Annotated in this window: 21 protein-coding genes and 1 pseudogene; 13 read left to right on the top strand and 9 right to left on the bottom strand. The window is 70.9% G+C overall.

What is annotated here, in order from left to right:
* The first annotated feature begins 63 nt into the window (after positions 1 to 63).
* The 3 genes from AOK22_RS28165 (at position 64) to AOK22_RS28155 (ending at position 3943) form a co-directional block, all read left to right on the top strand.
* A complete protein-coding gene (locus AOK22_RS28165; protein ID WP_055701531.1) occupies positions 64 to 669 on the top strand; it encodes a DinB family protein in 606 nt (201 codons plus the stop codon).
* A 356-nt stretch (positions 670 to 1025) separates the two neighbouring features.
* A complete protein-coding gene (locus AOK22_RS28160) occupies positions 1026 to 1541 on the top strand; it encodes a lytic polysaccharide monooxygenase auxiliary activity family 9 protein (RefSeq protein WP_055701530.1) in 516 nt (171 codons plus the stop codon).
* Positions 1542 to 1855: 314 nt separating this feature from the next.
* Positions 1856 to 3943, top strand: a complete 2088-nt coding sequence (locus AOK22_RS28155) for a M6 family metalloprotease domain-containing protein (RefSeq protein ID WP_079036873.1) — start codon at positions 1856 to 1858, stop codon at positions 3941 to 3943.
* Between the two features lie 81 nt (positions 3944 to 4024).
* Here AOK22_RS28155 and AOK22_RS28150 read toward each other — a convergent pair whose 3' ends face one another.
* Positions 4025 to 4510, bottom strand: coding sequence for a hypothetical protein (locus tag AOK22_RS28150; protein ID WP_055701529.1), 486 nt, complete (start codon positions 4508 to 4510; stop codon positions 4025 to 4027).
* Positions 4511 to 4598: 88 nt separating this feature from the next.
* Positions 4599 to 5198 carry a TetR/AcrR family transcriptional regulator gene (locus AOK22_RS28145; RefSeq protein WP_244165052.1) on the bottom strand — a complete coding sequence of 200 codons (600 nt, stop codon included), beginning with the start codon at positions 5196 to 5198 and terminating at the stop codon, positions 4599 to 4601.
* Between the two features lie 67 nt (positions 5199 to 5265).
* Between AOK22_RS28145 and AOK22_RS28140 the strand changes: the two genes are divergently transcribed.
* Positions 5266 to 5766 (top strand): DUF6463 family protein, encoded by a 501-nt coding sequence (locus AOK22_RS28140; RefSeq protein WP_193433138.1) that lies wholly within the window; start codon positions 5266 to 5268, stop codon positions 5764 to 5766.
* Positions 5767 to 5826: 60 nt separating this feature from the next.
* Here AOK22_RS28140 and AOK22_RS28135 read toward each other — a convergent pair whose 3' ends face one another.
* Positions 5827 to 6933 carry a hypothetical protein gene (locus AOK22_RS28135; protein ID WP_055701527.1) on the bottom strand — a complete coding sequence of 369 codons (1107 nt, stop codon included), beginning with the start codon at positions 6931 to 6933 and terminating at the stop codon, positions 5827 to 5829.
* A 133-nt stretch (positions 6934 to 7066) separates the two neighbouring features.
* On the opposite strand from AOK22_RS28135, the gene AOK22_RS28130 reads away from it, so the two are divergent.
* Entirely contained in the window at positions 7067 to 7774 is a 708-nt protein-coding gene (locus AOK22_RS28130; protein WP_055701526.1) for a carbon-nitrogen hydrolase family protein, read from the top strand.
* 69 nt (positions 7775 to 7843) lie between these two features.
* Positions 7844 to 8902 (top strand): cell envelope integrity TolA family protein, encoded by a 1059-nt coding sequence (locus tag AOK22_RS28125; protein ID WP_055701525.1) that lies wholly within the window; start codon positions 7844 to 7846, stop codon positions 8900 to 8902.
* Between the two features lie 54 nt (positions 8903 to 8956).
* Here AOK22_RS28125 and AOK22_RS28120 read toward each other — a convergent pair whose 3' ends face one another.
* Positions 8957 to 9331 (bottom strand): hypothetical protein, encoded by a 375-nt coding sequence (locus AOK22_RS28120; protein WP_055701524.1) that lies wholly within the window; start codon positions 9329 to 9331, stop codon positions 8957 to 8959.
* Positions 9332 to 9428: 97 nt separating this feature from the next.
* On the opposite strand from AOK22_RS28120, the gene sigJ reads away from it, so the two are divergent.
* Both sigJ and AOK22_RS28110 read left to right on the top strand, forming a co-directional pair.
* On the top strand, positions 9429 to 10301 hold the full coding sequence (gene sigJ, locus AOK22_RS28115) for an RNA polymerase sigma factor SigJ (protein WP_055701523.1): 873 nt from the start codon (positions 9429 to 9431) through the stop codon (positions 10299 to 10301).
* A gap of 111 nt (positions 10302 to 10412) precedes the next feature.
* Positions 10413 to 10997: an isochorismatase family protein gene (locus tag AOK22_RS28110; RefSeq protein ID WP_055701522.1), complete on the top strand. Its 585-nt coding sequence runs from the start codon at positions 10413 to 10415 to the stop codon at positions 10995 to 10997.
* Between the two features lie 104 nt (positions 10998 to 11101).
* On the opposite strand, the gene AOK22_RS28105 is transcribed toward AOK22_RS28110, so the two are convergent.
* The 3 genes from AOK22_RS28105 to AOK22_RS28095 all read right to left on the bottom strand — a co-directional run bounded on the left by AOK22_RS28105 (position 11102) and on the right by AOK22_RS28095 (position 13463).
* A complete protein-coding gene (locus AOK22_RS28105) occupies positions 11102 to 11668 on the bottom strand; it encodes a TetR/AcrR family transcriptional regulator (protein WP_055701521.1) in 567 nt (188 codons plus the stop codon).
* Between the two features lie 129 nt (positions 11669 to 11797).
* A complete protein-coding gene (locus AOK22_RS28100) occupies positions 11798 to 13198 on the bottom strand; it encodes an Asp-tRNA(Asn)/Glu-tRNA(Gln) amidotransferase GatCAB subunit A (protein ID WP_055701520.1) in 1401 nt (466 codons plus the stop codon).
* Positions 13185 to 13463, bottom strand: coding sequence for a hypothetical protein (locus AOK22_RS28095; RefSeq protein ID WP_063795344.1), 279 nt, complete (start codon positions 13461 to 13463; stop codon positions 13185 to 13187). The genes AOK22_RS28100 and AOK22_RS28095 overlap by 14 nt, the downstream gene beginning before the upstream one ends.
* A 272-nt stretch (positions 13464 to 13735) precedes the next feature.
* Here AOK22_RS28095 and AOK22_RS28090 point away from each other — a divergent pair, with 272 nt between their 5' ends.
* Complete coding sequence (locus tag AOK22_RS28090) at positions 13736 to 14623, top strand: MBL fold metallo-hydrolase (RefSeq protein WP_055701519.1); 888 nt, start codon at positions 13736 to 13738, stop codon at positions 14621 to 14623.
* A 7-nt stretch (positions 14624 to 14630) separates the two neighbouring features.
* Here the strand turns inward: AOK22_RS28090 and AOK22_RS28085 are convergent, their stop codons facing one another.
* Entirely contained in the window at positions 14631 to 17708 is a 3078-nt protein-coding gene (locus AOK22_RS28085) for a DUF4132 domain-containing protein (protein WP_055701518.1), read from the bottom strand.
* 252 nt (positions 17709 to 17960) lie between these two features.
* On the opposite strand from AOK22_RS28085, the gene AOK22_RS28080 reads away from it, so the two are divergent.
* The gene (locus AOK22_RS28080) at positions 17961 to 18764 is read left to right on the top strand and encodes a methyltransferase domain-containing protein (protein ID WP_055701517.1); all 804 of its coding nucleotides are present in this window, start codon (positions 17961 to 17963) and stop codon (positions 18762 to 18764) included.
* Between the two features lie 22 nt (positions 18765 to 18786).
* Here the strand turns inward: AOK22_RS28080 and AOK22_RS28075 are convergent, their stop codons facing one another.
* Complete coding sequence (locus tag AOK22_RS28075) at positions 18787 to 19746, bottom strand: NAD(P)H-quinone oxidoreductase (protein WP_055701516.1); 960 nt, start codon at positions 19744 to 19746, stop codon at positions 18787 to 18789.
* Positions 19747 to 19962: 216 nt separating this feature from the next.
* On the opposite strand from AOK22_RS28075, the gene AOK22_RS28070 reads away from it, so the two are divergent.
* The 3 genes and pseudogenes from AOK22_RS28070 to AOK22_RS43045 all read left to right on the top strand — a co-directional run.
* Positions 19963 to 20673, top strand: coding sequence for a type 1 glutamine amidotransferase domain-containing protein (locus tag AOK22_RS28070; RefSeq protein ID WP_055701515.1), 711 nt, complete (start codon positions 19963 to 19965; stop codon positions 20671 to 20673).
* A 357-nt stretch (positions 20674 to 21030) separates the two neighbouring features.
* A pseudogene (locus tag AOK22_RS43050) lies at positions 21031 to 21539 on the top strand (aldo/keto reductase); the annotation flags it as partial.
* A 2-nt stretch (positions 21540 to 21541) separates the two neighbouring features.
* Positions 21542 to 21771, top strand: a 230-nt coding sequence (locus tag AOK22_RS43045; protein ID WP_244165051.1) for an aldo/keto reductase, incomplete at both ends; no start/stop codon positions are given.

The raw sequence follows: 21771 nt of genomic DNA, 5'->3' as shown, positions 1-21771 counted from the left end.
ACTGGCCGACGTCGGCCAGTAGCCGGTTGAGCCCTTCGGCCGTACGTGACAGGCTCATGCCCCATGATCGACGACGCCGGGAAAGAGCACCTGCACAACAGGCTGCGAGGCCTGCGCGAAGCGATGCTCTGGAAGCTCGACGGGCTGGGTGAGTACGACATCCGCCGCCCTCTGACCTCGACGGGAACCAATCTGCTCGGCCTGGTCAAGCACTTGGCCGTTTGGGAGTCGCGGTACTTCGGCGAAGTCGTCGGCCGACCGTTCCCCGAGGACCTCCCCCGGTGGGACGACGAAGCGGCGAGCGGCACCGATCTGTGGGCGACCGAGCACGAGTCGCGCGAGGACATCATCGGCCTCTACCGCCGCGTATGGGCGCACGCGGACGCGACGATCGCCGCCCACTCCCTCGACTCCCCCGGACACGTGCCGTGGTGGCCCCAACCCGACGTGCAGCTGTTCAACATCCTGGTGCACCTCCTCAGCGAGACCAGTCGGCACGCCGGGCATGCCGACATCCTGCGCGAGCAACTCGACGGGTCGACCGGGACCACGGCCGCGCACGTGCCCTCCCACCACGACGCAGCCTCCCGGCAGGAGCAGTACGCGCTGATCGAACGGGCCGCCAAGGCAGCCGTACCTGATCGCGCCACCCCCTCGCCGACGTCCTGACCGTCAACGCCTGGGCACGCTCTCCTTCCGGCCAGTACGCGCAGAGGGCGCACTGGCTGTTTCGTAGCTCCTCTTGAGCTTCCGCACGGGTCTCCCCGCAGCCCGTCACCAGGGCTTTGGAGCGGTTGGCCCCGGGGCCCCTGGGGCGAAGGCGCAGAGGCATGCGCGGGAGGCTGCCGAGGCGTGGCCCGAAATCGGCCTTGACCGTGGCTCGCCAAAGTCTATGGTCCAGACTAATCGGCCGGGAGTCGTGGGCTTCCGGCCGGGCGTCCTGTTCCGCCACCCACGAAACCCCGCCCCCACGAGAGCACTTCACGTCGCACACCCCCATGAAGCAACGCCGTGAAGGAGTACGCATGGACAAGAAGCGGAAGATAGCCGCAGCGATCGGCGCCGGTCTGGCCCCGGTCCTCGCCCTGACCTTGCCGACGGGTTCGGCGAGCGCGCACGGCTACGTCAACGCCCCGGCCAGCCGGCAGGCGCAGTGCGCCGCGGGCACGGTCGCGTGCGGCGAGATCAAGTACGAGCCGCAGAGCGTGGAGGGCCCCAAGGGCCTGCGCAGCTGCAGCGGCGGCAACTCGAGGTTCGCCGAGCTCGACAACGACAGCAAGGGCTGGAAGGTCAGCGACGTCAGCAGGACGCAGACCTTCACCTGGACGTTCACGGCACGGCACCGCACGGCGAACTACGAGTACTTCGTCGACGGCACGAAGGTCGCCACGATCGACGGCAACAACCAGCAGCCGCCGGCCACCGTCTCGCACCAGGTCAACCTCGGCAGTGCCACCGGCCGCCACAAGGTCCTCGCGGTCTGGAACATCGGCGACACGGCCAACGCCTTCTACGCGTGCATCGACGTCAACATCCGCTGAAGCGACTCAGTGGACAACGCATCAGCCCACTAGGCATGCGCGCACTCATACGCACGGCACGATCTTGATCGTGGGCAGGAGTTGATCTGCTCAACTCCTGCCCCTGCCACTGCCCCTGTCGTCTCCGCCTCTACCCCTGTCACCTCCGCCTCTGCCTCTGCCTCGGCAGAACCAGGCCAACGGCTCCCGCATCGCTCACCGCACACCGCACACGCGTCCCAAAAGTGCGTTGACTCCTCACCCGCTTCGGCGGAGGGTACGGCTCGAACGGCTTGTCATGTTCTTGTCCCCACCCTTCAGGCAAGAGGTGAGCCTTGTTCCTCCGCCGTACACGGGTACGCCGCACAAGAGGCCCCCGCACCCGCGCCCATCGCTACACCCGGACACGTCAATGGGCCCTCGCCGCCGGAGTCCTCGGCCTCCTGGCCGGCGCGTTCACCGCCGCGCCCGCCCAGGCCAAACCGCAGGACCCTCCCCGGACGCAGCTCGTCCGGCCGATCGACCCGCAACGCTGGCAGAACCCCGACGACATGACGTGGTCGGACTACCGCTCCATCCCCGGCACCGACTGGGCCAACCCCGATCTCAAGCCCACGAAGCGCACCTTCAAGGGCGCACTGGTGCTGCTGGACTATCCCGACGAGGAGTTCACGGTCAGCAAACCGGCGAACTCGACGCTGTTCGGCAATCCGCAGCCCATCGCGTCGGACATCCCGCGCAAGCAACTGCCGACGTTCTACCGGGACTTCCTCAACAAGCCCGGGAAACTCAACCGCGGCCACACCATCAACGAGTACTGGATGGAGGACTCCGGGGGCCGCATCGGGGTCGACCTGACCTCCTTCGGTGTCTACCGCATGCCGTTCAAGTCCTTCCAGTACGGCATCGAGCCCGGCATGAACCCCGACTCCTGCCCCGCCGGCAGCACCTGCGGCAAGGACATCCGGGCCGACGGCAAGGCCGCCTGGACCGCCGACGTCGGCAGCGGCGAGACCGGGAAGTACGACTTCGTCTTCTTCCTCACCGCCGGGCAGGACGAGTCCTCCGTCTGGCAGGAGTTCGGGCAGATGAAGTTCACGGGCACGCAGGACGTGCCCGCCGCGTGGGGGCCGCCCGCGCCGACTCCCTTCGGCGGCAGCGCCGCCCGCACCCGGTACGTCCCGTGGACGTCATGGGCCGCCGCCGCCCGCATCTGGCCCAACGCGTCGAACGGCTCGTCCACCCAGGCCGAGAGCTCCGGCATGGCCGTGTACGCCCATGAGCTCAGCCACATCCTGGGGATCGCCGACAACTACAACAACCCGTACGGCACCCCGCTGCGCCGGGCCTACACCGGCATATGGAGCATGCTCTCGCGCGGCTCGTTCAACGGACCGGGCGGTCCCCACACACGCTGGCAGATACCCGCCACCAACGGCGCCTCGATGGGCGCCCAGCACGTGCTGCGCGACAAGCTCAAGCTCGGGATCGTCGACGAGAAGAACGTACTGCGCCTGGACCGCGACGCCCTCAAGGACTCCGGCACCGTCGTCGCCCGGGTCACCGCGCGCTCCGCACCGCCCGGCGACAAGGGGCTCAGCGGCGTCAACATCGCCATGAGCCGCGACCTGTCACCGGCCTGCGACACGGCGTCCGATCCGCTGTGCGACGGCGGCGGCTACGACAACTACACCGTCGAGGTCGTCGACCGCATGGGCATGGACTCCTTCACCCCGGACAACGGCGTCCTGCTCTCCAAGACCAAGAACCAGGACCGCGCGCCGTTCGCCTGGGTGATCGACGCGCACCCCGAGGACATCGACATGGTCGACTTCAAGCGCCCCGACGGCACGCTCCAGAAGATCACCATGGGCGACTACCGTCAGCTCAGCGATGCCCTCCTGCACGCGGGGGCCGACTCCGGCAGCGAGTACGAGTACGTCGACGAGGCCAACCGGCTGCACTTCTACGTCCTCGACCTCCAGCGCAGCCGCACCGGGCTCCTCTCGTACACGATCGCCGTGAAGTCCCTGGACGGCACGGGACCGCAGCGCCGCGGCGTCGACGTCGAGCGCGGCGAGGCCAAGGGCGAGCCCACGCGCCGGGCCTCGTGCACCTTCGGCCTCACCAACACCGGGCGCGCCGAGCCGGCCCACCCGGGCCACCCCGAGGACCTGGACCGGTATCTGGCCTCGGACGTCTACCGGCTGTCGGCCAAGTCCTTCGGAGACGGCTGGTCCGCCTGGCTGCCCAACCGGCTCGCCACCGCCAAGGCCGGCCAGTCGGTGGAGGTCGATGTCGCCGTGCGCGCCAAGCCGGGTGCCGACCGGCACAACAGGGTCGTGCTCACGGCCCGTTCCGAGAGCGATCCCGGCAAGACCGCGACGGCGGTCTGCTCGCTCAAGCGCTCCGGGCCCAAGTAGGCGGTCACCGGCACGAGGTGGTGCTCACCTTGCGGGCAACGACGCGGGGCGCGGCTTCACGCCGTGCCCCGCGTCGGCCTGTCAGGCGACGGCCCCGCCCGCGTTGCGGATCAGCTGCCGGAGGACCTTCACCGTGGTGACGTAGTCCGCGTCGTCGATGCCTTCGTGGAGGGCGGCGCGGATCGCGGGAGTGTGGCGCTTGAGGTCGACGCGGGCCCGCTCCCCCTCCTCGGTGAGCCACAGCCGGCCTTCGGCGTCCCGGGCCAGCCAGCCGCGCTCCAGGAGCACCGCGGCCTCCGCCGCCAGATCGTCCTCGGCCCGGATGTAGGAGGCCATGGCCGCGCGGAGTTCGGGCAGGGTCATCCCCTCGCCGTCGGGAGAGATGTCGTTCTTCGACAGGTTGCGCAGCAGCCAGAACTGGGGCTGCGTGTAGCCCCGCTCGGCCTGCCGGGCCCGGGTGAACGCGATGAGGGCCTCGTAGGCGATGCCGGTCCAGTACGCGGCGGGCTGTCCCGCGAGTGCGGTGTCGGAGAGCTGCTGTTCGGAGAGCTGCTGTCGGGTCGTCATGAGAGGAACGTAGAACCTCAAGTGCGCTTGAGGGCAAGGGCTGTTCGCCTCCGACACCGCTCAGGGACCGGTTCACCGCCGACACCGCTCAGGGACCGGGCGGCCCCTCCGTCACGGTGAGAGCCCCGGCGATGAGCGGGCCCAGCCGCTCGGGCAGGCCGTCCGGCGGGGTGCGCTGGAGATACAGGAAGGCGAAGACCGGGCCGGTCACCAGGGCGTGGACGGTGGTGGCGTCGGGACGGGACGGCGGGGGCGGCAGCTCACCGCGCTCGACCGCCCGGTCGAGCAGCGCCTCGATGTCCGCCAGCTCGCGCGTGACGAACCGCTCCCGGAAACGGGCCCCCAGGGCGCTGTCCGGTCCCAGGTCGGCCAGCAGCCCGAGCACCGCGGCAGAGGCCGCCGGGCCGGTCAGATGGTCCACGATCTCCTGGACGAGCGCGGTGAGGTCCCCGGCGAGGCTGCCGGTGTCGGGCCTGACCGGCAGCTCCGCCTCGTGGATCACCGCGGCGAAGACCATCTCCTGCTTGGTGGCGTGACGCCGGTAGATCGCCGCCTTGCCGATACCGGCCTGCTCGGCCACCGCGTCCATCGTCAGCCCCGCGTAGCCGTCCCGGGCGAGGATCGCTCGGGTGGCGTCGAGGATCGCCGCGTCCACGCGCGCGTCCCGTGGTCGTCCCGTGGTTGCCATGCCCCTCATATTACGGTAACCATAGTTCCGGAACTAAGGGTCTCGTAATGCTGCATGGGGGTCTTCAATGGAGAACACAGCCGTACGCGGGGGGAAATCGGCCGAGCGCAGGGGGAAGTCGACCCAGCACGCGGGGAAACCGGGAAACACTGCCGTACGCGCGGGCCGCATCCTGGTCTTCCTGGGGGCCCTGCACCTCGTCGTCCTCGGCGCGCAGAACGCCGGGCACTTCGGCGCCTGGTTCAACGGGGAGCTGTGGGGGCTGCCGCGCGAGGAGTTCGTCGAACCGCGCGGCGCGGGCGGCGCGTTCTGGATCTCACTGGGCAGCTTCGCCGTACCGCTGCTGCTGCTCGGCCTGCTCGTCTCGCACCTCGGCCGGCAGGGCGTGCGCGTACCGGCGTCCGTGGGGTGGGGCCTGGCCGCGTGGAGCGCTCTGGGAGCCGTCGTCGTGGAGCCGACCCCGATGCTGCTGGTCCTGGTACCGGCCGTACTGCTCATCAGGCAGAAGCAGCAGCGGGAGCAGAAGGAATCGGTCGCGGGGGACCGCGCACAGCAGGGGAATCCGTAGAGGTCCGCACCGCTGGAAGCCACCGAGCCCTCAGCTCGGGAAGTTGTCGGGCCCACACCCCTAGAAGAGGCCGGCGCACATGTCCTGCGTGACGCCCTCAAGGATCGCCCGCAGCCACGGGCTGCGCGCGGCGGGCAGCCGCGCCATGGTGTGCCGGAAGGTACCCCGGTCGGCCCGGAAGAGGGACATGGGGCGCGGTGGGAGCGGGTCGTCGCGCAGGACGCCTTCGGGCAGGACGCCCGACGCCGGTATCGGCACGTGGGGCCGGGGGAAGGCGAGCCACAGCCACACGCCCAGCGGCAACGGCACCGCGTATGCCGCTGCGGCGGGGCCTTCGGGGGTCCAGGTCCGCCCCGTCCGCGGATGGACCGGCACGAGGAGGATGTCGGCACCGGCCTCCGCCGCGGGCAGTCCCGGTCCGGCCAGCACCGCGTGCCGCACGGGTGGCCCCGCGGGCAGCAGTGCGTCGAGGGCGCGTTGGAACACGTCCGCGGTCAGGCCGCCCGGGACCTTCACCGGCCGCCCTTCGGAGGCGACGAGCACGTGGGCGAGCGCCCGGCCGGCGGCCGCCTCCCACACGGGGCTCCATGACCAGTAGTGGCTCGACCCGAGCCGTCCTCCCCACGTGGCGATCGGCTCGAACGGGGGCGTGCGCTGCCCCTGCTGCGCCAGTTGCTCCCAGGAGAAGGGCGCGGGATCGTCACCGTCGACGAGGCGGCGGCACACGGCGTCCGGGGCGAGCCACACCGCCTGCCAGAGCGAGCAGTCGTCGATCCTGGTCGCCACGGGCAACCCGCACGCCTCGCAGGCCAGGTTGAGGCCGTCCCGCCCATCCAGACCGCAGCAGAAGCCGCCGCTCCTGCCGGGGATCAGCCGGGTTCCGCGGGTGTCGCCGGGCGCGATCACGGTCGCGCCGGACGGGCCGTAGGACAGTGCGTGGACCGGGGCGTGGATGCCGCGCGCCTCCGCCTCGCCGGGTTCGAGCTCGTCCCACCGCCGCCAGGGCGGCCCCCAGGGGTCCGGGTCCACGGCGAAGGTCCCGGACTCCATGAGCACAGCGAGCTGGGCCCCGTTCCCGTAGGTCTGATGGGCGTGGACCGGCAGGCAGACCTCGGACAGCGGCGTGGTCAGTTCGGCGTCGCAGCCGGCACAGACGAAAACGAACAAAAAACCTCCAGAGGGAAATTGATCCCATCATCGCAGGTCGCTCGGTCGCCTGGTTGCCCGGTCGCACAGCACGGCCACCGCCCGGGGAACCCCCTGTGAGCTGCGGGAACGCGGCGTGACACCATGGCGCTCCATGAAGATCGCAGCAGGTCAGTTCACTTGCGTTCCGGCCGATGTGGCCGCCAACGTCCGACAGATGGCCGTCCTCGCGGGCAAGGCGCGGGAGCAGGGTGCAGAGCTCGTGGTGTTCCCCGAACTGGCCTTGACCGGGTACGAACTGGAGGCCGTACTCGCTGATCCGGGTCTCTGGGCGACGGCGGAGGACTCACGCCTGGACCTGATCCGGGAGACCGGTATCGCCACCGTCGTCAATTGCGTGGCGGCCACCGACGGGCCGCGGCCCGCGATCGAGTCCCTGGTCTTCGGGGCCGACGGCGAGCTGCTCACCACCTACCAGAAGCAGCACCTGTTCGAGCATGAGCAGGCGGTGTTCACAGCCGGGCGGCACGACGGACGATTCGAGTTCCGAGGAGTGCGCTTCGCGCTCGCCACGTGCTTTGACAACCACTTTCCCGACCTGACCTCGCGTGGGTCGGCAGACGGGTGCCAGGTGCACCTGGCCAGCTCGCTGTACGGCACCGGCGGTGGGGTCGAGGAGCTCGCGGCGGTCTATCCGGGCATCGCCAAGGACGCGAACATGCACGTCGTGCTCGCCAACCATGCCGGACCGGCAGGACCGTGGACGGGCTGCGGCCGTTCCTCCGTCTGGGCGCCGGGCGGCACCCTCCTGGCACAGGCCGACGCGGAGTCGGCCATGCTCGCCATCGCCGACGTGGACTGAGCCCCGGCCGAGCTGCTGTGTCAGTGGGGATCCGTACCGTTGATTCCGAGACCAGCGAAAGGGCCGCCCGTGAGTGTGAGTCTGTACCGGAGCCAGTTGGAGCGGAAGCGGAAGGCGCGCGCCGACGCCGAGAGGAAGGCGGGTGCGCTGCGGTCCAAGGAGTCGGGGAAGCGTGCCGACGCGGCGAAGGCCCTCGCGGCCGCCGGGAAGTCGAGGAACGCGAGCACGGTCAAGAGCAAGCAGAGTGCCGCCGCCCGCTGCGAGAGCCAGGCCAACGCGGCGGCCAAGGAGGCCAGTTCGCTGGAGGTCAAGGCCGCGCGGTTCGGCAAGGAGGCCGCGGAGCTGGAGCGGAAGCTGGCCAGGGCCGAGAAGGCCGAGCGGGACGCGGCCGAGAAGCTGCGTGCGCGCAGACAGCGGGCGACCGATCGGCGCGCCGCCACCCAGCAGGCGGAGTTCGAGGACCGTCTGTCGGCCGCCGAGGACCAGGTGAGCACCGTGCTGAAGGAACTGCCCGCGCCGAAGCCCGAGAAGCTGCGCGTGCTGTTGCTGGGTGCCGCGTCCTACGGCGACGTCCGCGTCGGCCGCGAGCAGGAGCGGATTCGTGCCGCGGTGCGGAGTGCGACGCACCGGGACCTCGTGGACCTCGACGTGCACCCGGCCGCGACGACGCGCGTGTTCCTGGACGCGCTCACCCGGTTCCGTCCGCACGTGGTGCACTTCTCCGGCCACAGCGCGGACGACCTGATCAAGTTCGAGCGGGACGTGGACGATCACCACGAGCCCGCGATCGTGTCCGCCGAGGCGTTCGCCCGCGCCATCGCCGCCCTGGACGAGAAGCCCCTTCTCGTCCTGCTCAACTCCTGCCACTCCGCCGCCCAGATCAAGCACCTGGTGGACATCGTGCCCTTCGCCATCGGCATGTCCGACTCCATCCTCGACGGCGACGCGATCGCGTACGCGGCCCGGTTCTACGCGGTCGTCGCGGAGGGGCAGTCGATCCGGTCCGCGCACCTGCTCAGCAGGAGCGACATGGAGCTCAACGGCCTGCGCGACCACGACCTGCCGACCCTGGCCTGCGCCCCCGACGTCGACCCGGCGGCGACGCGTCTCGTGACACCCCCCGAGTAGGCGGGGCGTCGTCCTGGCTGCCCGACGGCGCACCGGAGCAGGTGGGGTCCCGGATCAGCCGCGCCGCCGCCGTGCCAGGGCCAGCACGCTCAGGCCGAACATCAGGACGCCGAGCGGGACGTGGACCGACGGTATGTGTGCGACTCCCAGGACCACCTGTGCCGAGGCCAGGGCCAGGAAGCCCGTCGCGTACAGGATGGGGCGGGGTGAGCCTCCGCCCGGCTTCCAGGAGACGACCGCGGCGAGCACGTACAGCATCGAGGCGCCGTACATCACGCGCGCGCCGGCACTGTGCATCACCTCGCCGTAGTGCGTGGTCAGCAACAGGCCCGCGCTGACGGCCTGGAGGAAGAGCGTCGCGGTCTGCAGAGCGACCGTGACCTGGAGGAACGTGGTGCCGCGAGGGGCTGCTGTCGCGCGGAGGGCCATGGTGGGGTCCTTTCTCCTGCCTCGCGGCAGTGGATCTTGTGTACGGTTGCGCTACTTCGACGACGCAGCGTCGAAAAATGTCAGGGGGGCGGGGTTCGTGAGCACGGAACCGGGCGCGGTCCTGCGTGAACGGCGGCATCTGACCAACCTCGCCTACCGGTTGCTCGGCTCGCTGTCCGAGGCCGAGGACGCCGTGCAGGAGGCGTACGCGCGTTGGTACGCGCTGTCGCCGCGGCAGCGGGAGGACATCGCCTCACCCGGCGCCTGGCTGACGACGGTGGCCACCCGGATCTGTCTGGACCAGCTCGCCTCGGCGCGCGTGCGGCGCGAGCGCTACGTCGGCGCGTGGGTGCCCGAGCCCCTGCCCGACCGCTCGGAGTGGACGCAACACGCCGTCGACCCCGCCGACCAGATCACCCTCGACGAGTCGGTGCACATGGCCTTCCTCGTCGTACTGGAGTCGATGACGCCGGCGGAACGCGTGGCGTTCGTCCTGCACGACGTGTTCCGGTACCCCTTCGCCGAGGTGGCCGAGATCCTCGGCCGGTCGGCGGGGGCCTGCCGGGAGCTGGCGTCGTCGGCACGGCGCCGGGTGCGCGCCGCGCAGCGACCGGTGTCCGGACAGCAGGGTCTGGTCCGGGAGTTCAAGGAGGCCTGGGAGGCGAGGGACATCAAGGCCCTGGTCGGGCTCCTCTCCCCCGACGCCACGATGACCGCCGACGGCGGTGGCGTGGTCGGCGCCGCGCTCCGTCCCGTCGAGGGCGGCGAGCGCATCGCCCAGTACCTGGCCCACTTCGCCGAGAAGGTCCCCGGCCTGACGCTCCTGGAGCGCACGGTCAACGGCCGGCCCGGTCTCGTGGCCCAGCGCGCGGGCGTCACCGTCACGGTGGCGGCGTTCTCCGGCTCCGGCGGCCGGGTCACCCACATCTGGGCGGTCCGCAACCCCGAGAAGCTCGGCGCCTGGGCATAGTGACTCCCCGTCGGGTTCTGGCGTAGTTTGCCTGACACGTTCGTCGCGTACTGCGCACCAGAGCCCCACCGCTCGGCACCAGTCACCGTCCACGAACAAGGCAGGCCGACCATGCCCGTGCAAATGCTTCCGCCCGCCGAGACCGCCGTGCTCCTGATCGACCATCAGGACGGCACCATGAGCTGGGTCGGTTCGAGCGACCGTGAAGTGATGAAGGCCAACGCCCTCGCGCTCGCCAAGGCGGCCAAGGCCCTCGCCATGCCGCTCGTCCTGACCTCGTCCATGGAGGATCAGGCACAGGGTCCGCTGGCCGTGGAGTTCGAGCGGATCGCCCCCAAGGAGTTCGCGGCGCGCGTACGACGGTCCGGCGCCGTGAACGCCATGGACGACCCCGCCTTCGCCGAGGCGGTCGCCGCGACCGGGCGGCGCAATCTGGTCGTCGCCGGCGTCACCAACGACGTGTGCACCGTCTACCCCACGCTCACCGCTCTGGAGCGGGGCTACACCGTGTACGTCGTCGCCGACGCGGGCGGGTCCACCAACAGGGCCGCGGACGACGCGGCCCTGCGCCAGATGGAGCGGGCCGGCGCGGAGATCACCTCGACGAACATGGTCCTCACCGGCCTCGCCCGGGACTGGACGTCCCCGGCCGGGCAGGCCTTGATCCCTGTCGTGGGCGAGCTCATCGTCCCCTGACCCCGAGGCCCAGCGGTCCTCGGCCTCTCCGTTCACGCCGAAGTCTCACCCTGGAGTCGACCTTGAGACTTCGCTCGATGTGCGCAGCAGGGACGCGGTGGCCTTCAGCGCCCGTCGACGTCCAGTACCTCCGACACGAGGCGACGCGCGTACGGGGCGTCCAGGCCGTTCGGGCGGAAGAGGATGCGGTACATGATCGGGGCGACGACGCCGTCCATGACCGTCTCCCGCTCCGGCGCCCACTCCCCCCGCTCGGCGGCGCGGGCGAGGATGACGCCGACCTGGTCGGCGGCGTAGGTGGAGCACTGGCCGGCGTTGCTGCCGTCCGGGTCCCCCAGCAACGCGTCGCGGATGTACTCGCGGCCGGCGGGCGAACCCATCTCGTCGAGGAACTGCTCCGACCAGGCGGCCATGTCGGCGGCCAGTGAGCCGTGGTCGTCGGGGAGCGTCTCCGGGCGCAGGCGCTCCACCGCCACGTCCGAGAGGAGTTCCTGCAGATCCCCCCAGCGGCGATAGATCGTCGACGGGGTGACCCCGGCGCGCGCGGCGACCAGGGGCACGGTGAGCGCATCACGGCCGTCCTTCGCCAGCAGCTCACGCACCGCCGCGTGCACCGCCTCCTGGACCCGTGCGCTGCGGCCCCCTGGGCGCACCATCGGTTTGCGACTCATTCCCCCACCTTAAAGCGAACCAATTGCTTCAAGCGGTGACAGGGGAGGCCTGGGGCGACGGAAGGGAGGCGGTTCCCCTCGCATGACGGGTCCGCCTCCCTCGCTCGTCGGGGCCATCGCCCTCGCGCATCAGGGCGACGGCGCGAGGATTCGGGAGGGCTGCGACTGCTCGTAGGCGTGGCCGACGCGCAGGAGGACGGACTCCTCGAAGGGACGGCCGATCAGCTGCATGCCGATCGGCATGCCGGCCCGGTCCCGGCCCGCCGGTACGGACAGGGCGGGGACCCCCGTGACGTTGGCGGGGGCGGACAGGCGCACATAGGCCTCGGACACCGCTTCGACGGTGCCGTCGGACCAGGTGACGGACTCCTGCTGGGCCGGTACCGCCGTCATCGGCACCGTCGGCGCGGCGATCACGTCGACCTCGGTGAAGAGGTCGGCCCAGGCCTGCCGCATGAGGTTCCGGGCGCGCTGGGCGCGTACGTAGTCCCCTGCCGTCATCAGTTCACCGGCCTCCAGGAGGGCGCGGATGTCCGCGCCGTAGAGGTCGGGCACGGTCCGCAGCTCCCGTTCGTGGTACGCGGTGGCCTCGGGCACCATCAGGCCCCAGTGGACGGGCTGGATGTAGCGGGCCATGGGGATGTCGACGTCCACGAGACGGGCGCCGAGGTCGGCCAGCTGGGCGATGCCGGCGCGGACGGCGGCCTCGACGTCCGGGTCGACATGGTCGAAGTAATAGGTGCGGGGCACCCCGATCCGCAGTCCCGTCAGATCGGTGCCGCCACCCGGCCGGTAGTGCCGGACGTGGTCGGCGGGGACGGCGACCGAGGCGGGGTCCCGGGGGTCGTGACCGGCCAGTTCGGCCAGGACGAGCGCGGCGTCCTCGACGGTCCGGGCCAGCGGACCGACGTGGTCCAGGGACCAGGCGAGCGCGGTCACTCCGTGCCGGGACACGAGGCCGTAGGTGGGTTTGAGGCCCACGACGCCGTTGAGCGAGGCGGGCACGCGGATCGATCCGCCGGTGTCGGTGCCCAGCGCGAAGGTGGCCGCGCCGGCCGCCACGGCGACCGCGGAGCCCCCGCTGGAACCGCCCGCGACGCGCCCCTGGTCCCAGGCGTTGCGCGTCTGCGGTGTCGTGAGGCCGTAGGCGAACTCGTGGGTGTGGGTCTTGCCGAGCAGGACGGCGCCCGCGGCCGCGAGCCGGGCGGCCACGGCGCTGTCGGCGGTGGCGCGGTGTCCGTTGCGCACCTCCGAGCCGGCCAGGGTCGGCTCGCCCGCGACGTCGATGAGGTCCTTGAGCCCCATCGGCACTCCGTGGAGCGGACCGCGGTGGTGTCCGGCGGCGATCTCCCGTTCGGCGTCGAGGGCGGCGCGGCGCGCCTTCTCGGCCCGCACGGTCACGTACGCGCTCAGGTACGGCGCGGTCTGCTCGGCGCGGCCGAGGACGGCGTCGACGAGTTCGACCGGGGCGACGCGGCCTTCCCGTATCGCTTCCGATGCCTGGGTGAGCGTGAGGTCAGCGAGGTCCATCGATGATCGCCTTTCGTACGTTCTCGCCCGACACGGCATCGGGAGTGCCCTGGGGCACGCCGTCGGGCCACGCGAGGCGCTCGGCCGCGCGGTAGGCGGCGGCCGGCGGGGTGTCGCCGAAGTCCAGCTCCCGCAGGGTGGATACGACGGAGTGGATGTGGTCGGCGATGGCGGCCACGCCCGCGTGGCGGGCGTCGGCGAGCGGCAGACCCGCACGGGCGGCCATACGGGCCGCCTCCTGAGGTGTGAGGTCGGCAGCGGACATGAGTCGTTTCCCTTCGTGGGCGGCGCGGGGGACGACGGGCCCGGTCAGCGGCTCGGGGGCAAGGAGCACAGGGCCTTGGTCGGCGACACACAAAAGCTAAGCGTTTGCGTTAAGTGACGCTACGGCCTACTGTCCACTAAAGCAAACCGATTGCTTTTAGGGGTGGGATCGGGTGTCGTACTCCCCCGGATGTCCAGCCTTGTGGCGGAGCCCGGTCACCCCCGCATCCGCCCCAACTTCCGCACCGAATACCGCCCGACAGACGAGGAACCATGACAGAGCCCGCCGCCACCTGGACCGTCGGAGACATCACCGTCCACCGCATCGACGAGACCCCGCTGCCCACGGAGACAGGCCCCTGGCTGCTCCCCGACGCCACCGCGGACGTGGTGGCCCAGGAGCCGTGGCTGCGGCCCGACTTCGCGGACCGGGAAGGCAGGCCCCGGCTGCACAGCCACAGCTTCGCCTTCGAGATCGACGGGACGCGGATCCTCGTCGACACCGGCATCGGCAACGGCAAGACACGGGCGAACCCGGCGTGGGACCGCCTCGCCACGCCCTACCGGGACCGCCTGGACGCCGCAGGCTTCGCCCCGGACTCCGTCGACCTCGTCCTCCTGACCCACCTCCACACCGACCACGTCGGCTGGAACACGCACGAGGTGGACGGCGCCTGGGTGCCGACCTTCGGCAACGCCCGGTACCTCACCTCACGCACCGAGCGGGACTTCTGGGCCGGTCAGGACATGGAACCGGCCCGTCGGCAGATGTTCGACGACTCCGTGGTCCCGGTGGAGCGGGCCGGACTCCTCGATGCCCTCGACGTCCCCGCCGAGGGCAGGGAGATCGCCCCTGGCCTGCGCCTGCTGCCCACGCCCGGCCACACCCCCGGCCACCTCGCCGTGCGGCTCACCAGCCAGGGCCAGTCGGCGCTGATCACCGGCGACTGCGTCCACCACCCCGTCCAGTTCGCCCGCCCGTCCATCGGCTCCTGCGTGGACATCGACCCCGCACGGTCCGAGGCCACGCGGCGCCGCCTGCTGGCCTCGCTCGCCGACACCGGCACCCTCGTCCTGGGCACGCACTTCCCTCCGCCCACCGCGGGACGGGTGGTCTCGCACGCGGGCGGCCATCGGCTGGTGCCGGTGAGCTCGACGTGACGGTACGTCAAGAGCGTACGAATCCCCTGAGTGTCGTCTGCCACGTCTCGCACCACAGCACGCCCTGCACCACCCCCAGCGCCCGCGTCCGGCAGGCGTCGTCGGTGATCTCCGGCAGCGCCTTCTCGATGCCGGGCAGCAGATCCCGCGCGATCCCGCTCTCCGGGCCGAACCCCAGGTACCGGCTCCTGCGCTGCGCCGGGGCCACCGCGCACATCTGCGTGTGACGGTGCCGGGTGGCCGGGTCCATCGATTCCAGCAGATCCCGCGCGTGTGCGACGGTCGTCCGCCGCAGTCCGCACGCGGCCGTCCGGTCGCCGTCGTGCCCGTGGGCGAGGCAGCGGGCGTGCAGCGTCTCCGCCAGCAGGGCGGCCGCATCGGCGGTCAGCGCCTGCTCGACGTGGGCGGCGAACGGCTTCGTCGCGCCGGCGACGACGAACGGCTCCACGTGGAGCAGCAGGTCCTGGAGGGCGAACAGGCCGTCCGGGCCGCCCTCTCGCGCGCGCCGCGCGCGCTCGTCGAGGATGCCGGTCATCAGCTCCCGCAGCGGTTCCAGCGCGGCCACCGCCTTGGTGACCTTGGGGAACGGCGTCAGGCGGTGCCGGGTGACGGTGTAGCCGAGGTTTCCGCGTACGGCGTCGGTCAGTTCGGGGCGGACACGGTCACGGAAGGCGGGGTCGGCGAGGGCCGATTCGACTCCGGCGGTACCCCGGCGCTGGATCCACTGCAGGACGAAGACGCGCTCGTCGTCCGCCAGGTCACCGAGCGGCATTCCCTCGCTTCTCATCAGGGCGAGCAGACCGAGGTCGATGCCGACTCCCCAGAAGTCGCCGCCCAGCGCGTCGCTCTGCAGCCCCAGCAGGGGTTCACGGTTCTCCCCCGCCGCGCGCATGCGTGCCGCCACCGATGCCACCACCGGCTCCAGGCCCGCGACCGGCAGCCGCAGTCCCGCATATCGCCCGAAGAACAGGGTCAGCCAGTTGTTCGCGCTGCGCGCCGACGCGGTTCGGTCCGGTTCCGCTCCGCCGAGGAACTGGTCCAGGACGCCCACGCGTGCCGTCAGCGCGAGCCACGCCTCGGCCGCCTTGGTCTTCGCCGCGGCCGAGGAGCCCCGGGGTTCCGGCAGCTGGGTCCTCAGGTGGGCGGCGGTGTCCGCGTGGTCCGCCACGTCCCGCCCGAGCGGCGCCTCCCACGCCTCCCACAGGGACGCCGGCGCCTTCGCCAGCCCGCCGTTGCGCAGCAGCAGATGGAAGATCTCGGTGTTGGTGTCGTCGGCAGGCAGAGGGCCGTCGGCTCCTTCGGCCAGTTCGGCGGCGAAGGACGCGGGGATGTCCCGGCTCCGGACGTGCGTGACCCCGTCGCGCACGGTGGAGGTGGGGATTCCGTTCTCCCTGCGGCACCAGTCGAGGACGAGCCGGCGGTAGGCCTCGTACGCCTCGCCCGCCGTCGAGCGCGCGGCGAGGCCGTCGCGGTACTGCCCGAGCAGCTTGTCGTCGACGACACCGAGCACGCGGAACTCCCATACGAGCTCTCGCAGAGCCGCCTCATCGATGCCGCCCAGGCGCTTCTCGGCGGCCCGCGCCTCGGCGTAGAGCGGCCGGGCCATCGCGACGCTGCCCGCCGCGGCCACGATCCGCGCGCCCTCGTCCAGGGCGTACGGCAGCAGCTCCGGGTGAGGTGCCGTCAGCTTCTTCAGGCCGGCCTGAAGCTGGGTCGCCGCCCGGCCCGGCTTCGCGTCGGCCGTCTTCTCGCAGCCGCGAAGGGCAGTGAGCAGGCCCATCGCCTGACGTGCCAGCCCCGGGTGCTTCCGGCAGACCCGGGACAGGAAGTCCAGGGGCCGGACCGGCGCCCTGCCGACCGGTGCGGCCTCGCCCTCCTCCGGTTCCAGGCCCAGCGCTCGCGCCACCGCGTCCTGCGCCTCGACCGACCGCGCCACGACGAGTCGTACGAAGCGGTCGTCGCCCTCCAGAAGCGGCGATCCGTAGCGGCGCGCGGTCAGCACTTCTTCGTCCGGGCCGAGTGGATCACCCGCCAGCACCGCTCCCGCGGCGAGGAGTCGGGACGCCTCGGCAGGCTGTCGCGCCTTCGGGGGTTCGGCTCGGGGCGCTTCGGCCTCGGCGTACCGCGCGCACTCCACGAGAAAGGACTCGTATCCGGACGCCGAGTCGGGCAGCGGGCTCTCGTGGGAGCCTCCCTTGCCGCGCTCGCGCGCGTCATGGAGGACCGCCATCGCCCTGACCCCCTCGGACCAGACGGTCCGGGGCACCGCGTCGTACGTCCCTCTCCCCTTTCGCCCCTGGCCGTCGACGAACCAGACGTCGTTCAGGCGCACGGGCGCCATGGGTCCCTGATAGCGCAGGTCGGCCACCATGCCGTACGTACGGCCCTGATGCCCGAAGGAGAAGCCGGCGCGCTCACCGCCGATGCGGCCGCCGAAGCGGGTGACCAGGCGTTCGAAGGCTGCACCCGATGCGTACTCGGCGCCCTGGAAGGCCGTGATGCCCTCGTGCACGCGCCGCTCCGGGGGCGCTGGAGAGCAGTCCGGGCGTACGTACACCGCGCGGTGGAGTTGCTCGATCCGCTGCTCGCCGCCGAGCGGGTCGAGGAGTTCGCGCCAGCGTTCCAGCCGGCCGGTGCCGCGCGGGTCGAGGAGCACCGGGTGCGGGATCACGACGACGGCGTCGTCCAGCTCCCGTTCGCCGTCGAGCCCCGTCACCATCAGCGCGCCGCCCGGCCGGGGTACGACCCCCGTGAGGATCCCGGCGCGTCGTACGTCCGGCTCGCCCGCGCCGTCCGCCGTCCCGTCGCACGGCGCGATCACCGCGTACCGCAGGGCGCGCTGCCAGTAGGGGTCGGGCCAGACGTGTCGTATCAACGCGGCGGGCACCGGCAGCGATTGCGTCATCCAGCGCTCGACGCTCGCCTGGGCGTGGTCGGCGTGGTCGCCGATCCACTCCGCCAGCGCGATCAGCTCCCGCACGAGCGGATCGTCCTTGAGCGCGGGCGGCAGCTTCTTCAGTTCGCGGCCGGCCGCGTTGCGACAGCGCAGCAACGGCTTCGGTTCGGCCCAGGGGTCGAGTGTCACCTCGTACTCCCCGGCAGTCCTCCATACAGTGGTCGAACTCATCGCGTGTACCCCCGTGGTGCGGTGCCGCCCGCGCTTCCGCGAGCGGGCGATCACAACCTACTAGGGAGACGCCGAGGGCTCGGGCGGGTGTGCGCCGACGGGCACTGAGGACAGCACTGGCAGCGGCACGTGCGCGTGCCCGACCTCCGTGCGGACCGGACGGCTCCGCCTCTGCCGGGCCGACAACGCTGTCTCTGCCAGAATCGCCGCATGGCTGAGCACACTCCGGATCACGGCTACCTCTTGGACAACCAGCAGTCGGAGGCGGGGATCCGATTCGGCGCCCTCAGCGAGCTGTTCGACCCGGTGACCTTCCGGCACGTCGACCAGCTCGGGATCACCGCCGGCATGCGGTGCTGGGAAGTCGGTGCCGGTGGGCCGTCCGTGCCTCTCGGGCTGGCCGAGCGGGTCGGCCCCACGGGCACGGTCGTCGCCACCGACATCGACGTGTCCTGGACCAAGGACATCGCCACGGGCGGGATCGAGGTGCTGCGCCACGACGTGGCGGCCGACCCGCCGCCGCCCGGCGGCTTCGACCTCGTCCACGCGCGGCTCGTCCTCGTCCACGTCACCGACCGCGCCGAGGCGCTCCGTCGCATGGTCCAGGCGCTGCGGCCCGGCGGGCGGCTGCTCCTGGAGGACGCGGACCCGGGGCTGCAGCCGCTGCTGTGCCCGGACGAGTCGGGTCCGGCACAGGAGCTGGCCAACCGGCTGCGGACAGGCTTCCGCAGCCTGATGGCGGGGCGCGGGGCGGACCTCGCGTACGGGCGGACGCTGCCGCGGCTGCTGCGCGAGGCCGGACTCGAGGACGTGCGGGCCGACGCGTACTTCCCGATCACCTCACCGGCGTGTGCCGTACTGGAGGCGGCGACCGTGCGGCAGATCCGCGACCGTCTGGTGACGGCGGGGCTCGCCACGGACGAGGAGATCGACCGCCACCTGGCGAACATCGCCGCGGGCGGCCTCGACCTGGCCACCGCTCCGATGATCTCCGCGTGGGGGCGCCGCGCCTGACGGAGAGAAGGCTCGGGCGTGGCTACTCGTTCACCAGCAGGATCTTGCCGACGTGACCGCCCGCTTCCATGAGCCGGTGGCCCTCCGCGGCTTCGGCCATGGGGACGGTCCTGTCGATGATCAGTCGCACGGCTCCGCTCTCGATCATCGGCCAGACCTTGTCCCGCACTTCGGCGACGATCTCGGCCTTCTGCTCCTTGGACCGGGTGCGCAGGGTGGTGCCGTGCACGGAGACGCGCTTGAACACGATGTCCGCCAGGTTGAGCCGGCCTTCGAGGCCGTTCTGCAGGCCGATGACGACCAGGCGTCCGTCCGCGGCGAGGGAGCTGATGTTGCGCTCCAGATAGTCGCCGCCGACCACATCGAGGATCACGTCGAAGGGGCCGAATGCGGTGAAGTCCTCGGTGCGGTGGTCGATCGCCACATCGGCCCCCAGCTCCCGGGCCCGTGCGACCTTCTCCGGGCCGCCGACCGTGGTGACGACGCGGGCTCCGAGCGCCTTGGCGATCTGGATCGCGAAGGTCCCGACGCCGCCGAGCCCGCCATGGACGAGGAGGGTCTCGCCCTTCTTCAGGTGCGCGGTCATGACGAGGTTGGACCAGACCGTTGCCGTCACTTCCGGAAGGGCCGCGGCCTCGACCAGTCCGATGCCCTGGGGAATCGTGAGCAGCTGACCCGCCGGAACGGCGACCTTCTGCGCGTATCCGCCTCCCGTCAGCAGCGCGCACACCTCGTCGCCCACCTGCCATCCGGTCACTCCGTCACCGAGGGCGCTGATACGGCCCGACACCTCTAGCCCCGGATAGGGCGAGGTCCCGGGCGCCAGCGGGTAGAGGCCCCAGCGCTGCATGACGTCCGCGCGGTTCAGCGCGCCGGCCGCTACGTCGATGACGACCTCTCCGGCAGCCGGTACCGGGTCTTCCACCTCGGTCCATTCCAGTACTTCAGGACCGCCGGGTTCTTTGATGGATACGGCCTTCATGGCACTCCGATCGCATGGCTGAGGTGAAGGGCTGATTCACCCAGGAGTCAATGTTTGCACTACACACATTAGGCTCCGGTGTATACAGTGTCAACATTGACCGGTCGCCCGGGTACCGCCCGGAACCGATGATGGTGGGGGACATCCACGCCGCAGCCCGGTCGCCAAGTCCGCCGCGCGGGCAGCGGAGCCGTTCCGGCGGGAGGAAGTACCGACATGACCAGGGTTCTTTTCGTTGTCACCGCGGCCGATCGCTGGACGTTGCGGGACGGGGAGGTGCACCCCTCGGGGTTCTGGGGCGAGGAACTGGCGATGCCGCACAGGATCTTCCACGCGGCGGGATGGGAGATCACGATCGCGACGCCGGGCGGGAAAACGCCCACACTCGACCGGCTGAGCATGTCCCGCACCACGGGCCGGCCGTCGAAGCTGCGCGAGGTGGCCGCTCACCTGGAGTCGATCCAAGCGGAGCTGAACAGCCCGAGGCCGCTGGAGCAGATCGATCCGGACGACTTCGACGTCGTGTTCTACCCCGGCGGGCACGGCCCCATGGAGGACCTGGCCGTCGACCCGGTCTCCGGCGCCCTGCTCACCAAGGTCCTGGCGTCGGGCAAGCCGCTGGCCCTGCTGTGCCATGCGCCCGCCGCTTCTTTCGCGGCAGTCGGCCCAGACGGCTCCTGGCCTTTCGCCGGCTACCGGATGACCGGCCTGTCCAACCTCGAGGAGAAGCTCAACAGCTTCGGGCGCAAGGCCTTGTGGCTGCTGGAGGACCGACTGCGGGAGAGCGGGGCCGACTACGTCAAGGGGCGCCTGCCGCTACGGCCGTTCATCGCCGTCGACCGCAATCTGTACACCGGCCAGAACCCGGCATCGTCCGAACGCCTCGCGGAGCGCCTCGTCGCCGACGTGAACGCGGGCACGCGCTGAGCTTGCCGCTTGAGGTCCAGCGTCGAACGCGGCTCGAACTTGGTCGACTCTTTCGCAGTTCAGCGGACATGGGGGCGGCCACTGGACGACCTGTTGTGCACGCACGGACCGGTGCGGACGCTCGTCGGCCTGGCGCTCGCCCCGGAACACCGCCGTGGGCACGGCACCCTGTTCCGCTTGCTTGAAGTGCAATCGTTCCACTTGCTTGGAGTGCGCTCGAAGGCCATAGCGTTGAGGCCATGCCTGTATTACCAGGGGCTCGCCGGCCTCCTGGAAGGCTGCCTCACTTCTATACCGACTTCCGGCCGAACACGAAAAAACGGGAGCCGGACGACCGATATCCCAGGAGCACCCCTAATGCAACAACGCAAGCTAGGGCAAGACCTTGAAGTCTCGGCTCTCGGGCTCGGCTGCATGGGCATGAGTTTCTTCTACGGCCAGCCACAAGACACAGCCGAGATGACAAAGCTGCTGCGGGCGGCCGTGGACCACGGCGTGACTTTCTTCGACACGGCCGAAGTCTACGGCCCGTTTACCAATGAGGACCTGGTCGGTCGGGCCCTGGCACCGGTCCGCGACCAGGTGGTGATCGCCACCAAGTTTGGAATCAAGCACGGCGAGCACGGGCCGACCCCGATGTCCGGGGTCGACAGCAGACCCGAGCAGATCCGCCAAGTGACCGAGGCCTCGCTCAAGCGTCTTCAAACCGAAAGCATCGACCTGCTCTACCAACACCGCGTCGACCCCAATGTGCCCATTGAAGAAGTGGCCGGCACGGTCAAGGAGCTGATCGCCGAAGGCAAGGTGAAGCACTTCGGCTTGTCCGAGGCCGGTGCCGCGACGATTCGCCGCGCCCACGCCGTGCANNCAGAGCGAGTACTCGCTCTGGATGCGCGAGCACGAAACCGAAGTCATTCCGACCTTGGAGGAATTGGGCATCGGCCTGGTGCCCTACAGCCCGCTCGGCAAAGGATTCTTGACCGGCAAGATCGATTCCAGCACGTCACTGGCCGACAACGACCTCCGCCGCCTGCTTCCGCGCTTCAGCCCTGAAGCCCGGCAAGCCAACCACGTGCTGGTCGACCTGCTGCAGCAGAT

The organism is Streptomyces silaceus, assembly GCF_001419745.1.
In the GTDB taxonomy this organism is placed as follows: Bacteria; Actinomycetota; Actinomycetes; order Streptomycetales; family Streptomycetaceae; genus Streptomyces; species Streptomyces silaceus.
The sequence above is the reverse complement of the archived record's forward strand: the minus strand, read 5'-3'. Positions and strand labels throughout refer to the sequence as shown.

What these genes read in the sequence shown, in the direction of transcription:
- AOK22_RS28120 (WP_055701524.1), bottom strand. Translation starts at nt 9,331, where the DNA reads ATGGCCCTCCGCGCGACAGCAGCCCCTCGCGGCACCACGTTCCTCCAG.
- AOK22_RS28150 (WP_055701529.1), bottom strand. Translation starts at nt 4,510, where the DNA reads ATGACGACCCGACAGCAGCTCTCCGAACAGCAGCTCTCCGACACCGCA.
- AOK22_RS28145 (WP_244165052.1), bottom strand. Translation starts at nt 5,198, where the DNA reads ATGGCAACCACGGGACGACCACGGGACGCGCGCGTGGACGCGGCGATC.
- AOK22_RS28090 (WP_055701519.1), top strand. Translation starts at nt 13,736, where the DNA reads ATGACAGAGCCCGCCGCCACCTGGACCGTCGGAGACATCACCGTCCAC.
- AOK22_RS28075 (WP_055701516.1), bottom strand. Translation starts at nt 19,746, where the DNA reads ATGAAGGCCGTATCCATCAAAGAACCCGGCGGTCCTGAAGTACTGGAA.
- AOK22_RS28105 (WP_055701521.1), bottom strand. Translation starts at nt 11,668, where the DNA reads ATGAGTCGCAAACCGATGGTGCGCCCAGGGGGCCGCAGCGCACGGGTC.
- AOK22_RS28110 (WP_055701522.1), top strand. Translation starts at nt 10,413, where the DNA reads ATGCCCGTGCAAATGCTTCCGCCCGCCGAGACCGCCGTGCTCCTGATC.
- AOK22_RS28080 (WP_055701517.1), top strand. Translation starts at nt 17,961, where the DNA reads ATGGCTGAGCACACTCCGGATCACGGCTACCTCTTGGACAACCAGCAG.
- AOK22_RS28130 (WP_055701526.1), top strand. Translation starts at nt 7,067, where the DNA reads ATGAAGATCGCAGCAGGTCAGTTCACTTGCGTTCCGGCCGATGTGGCC.
- AOK22_RS28165 (WP_055701531.1), top strand. Translation starts at nt 64, where the DNA reads ATGATCGACGACGCCGGGAAAGAGCACCTGCACAACAGGCTGCGAGGC.
- AOK22_RS28140 (WP_193433138.1), top strand. Translation starts at nt 5,266, where the DNA reads ATGGAGAACACAGCCGTACGCGGGGGGAAATCGGCCGAGCGCAGGGGG.
- AOK22_RS28160 (WP_055701530.1), top strand. Translation starts at nt 1,026, where the DNA reads ATGGACAAGAAGCGGAAGATAGCCGCAGCGATCGGCGCCGGTCTGGCC.
- AOK22_RS28070 (WP_055701515.1), top strand. Translation starts at nt 19,963, where the DNA reads ATGACCAGGGTTCTTTTCGTTGTCACCGCGGCCGATCGCTGGACGTTG.
- AOK22_RS28095 (WP_063795344.1), bottom strand. Translation starts at nt 13,463, where the DNA reads ATGTCCGCTGCCGACCTCACACCTCAGGAGGCGGCCCGTATGGCCGCC.
- AOK22_RS28100 (WP_055701520.1), bottom strand. Translation starts at nt 13,198, where the DNA reads ATGGACCTCGCTGACCTCACGCTCACCCAGGCATCGGAAGCGATACGG.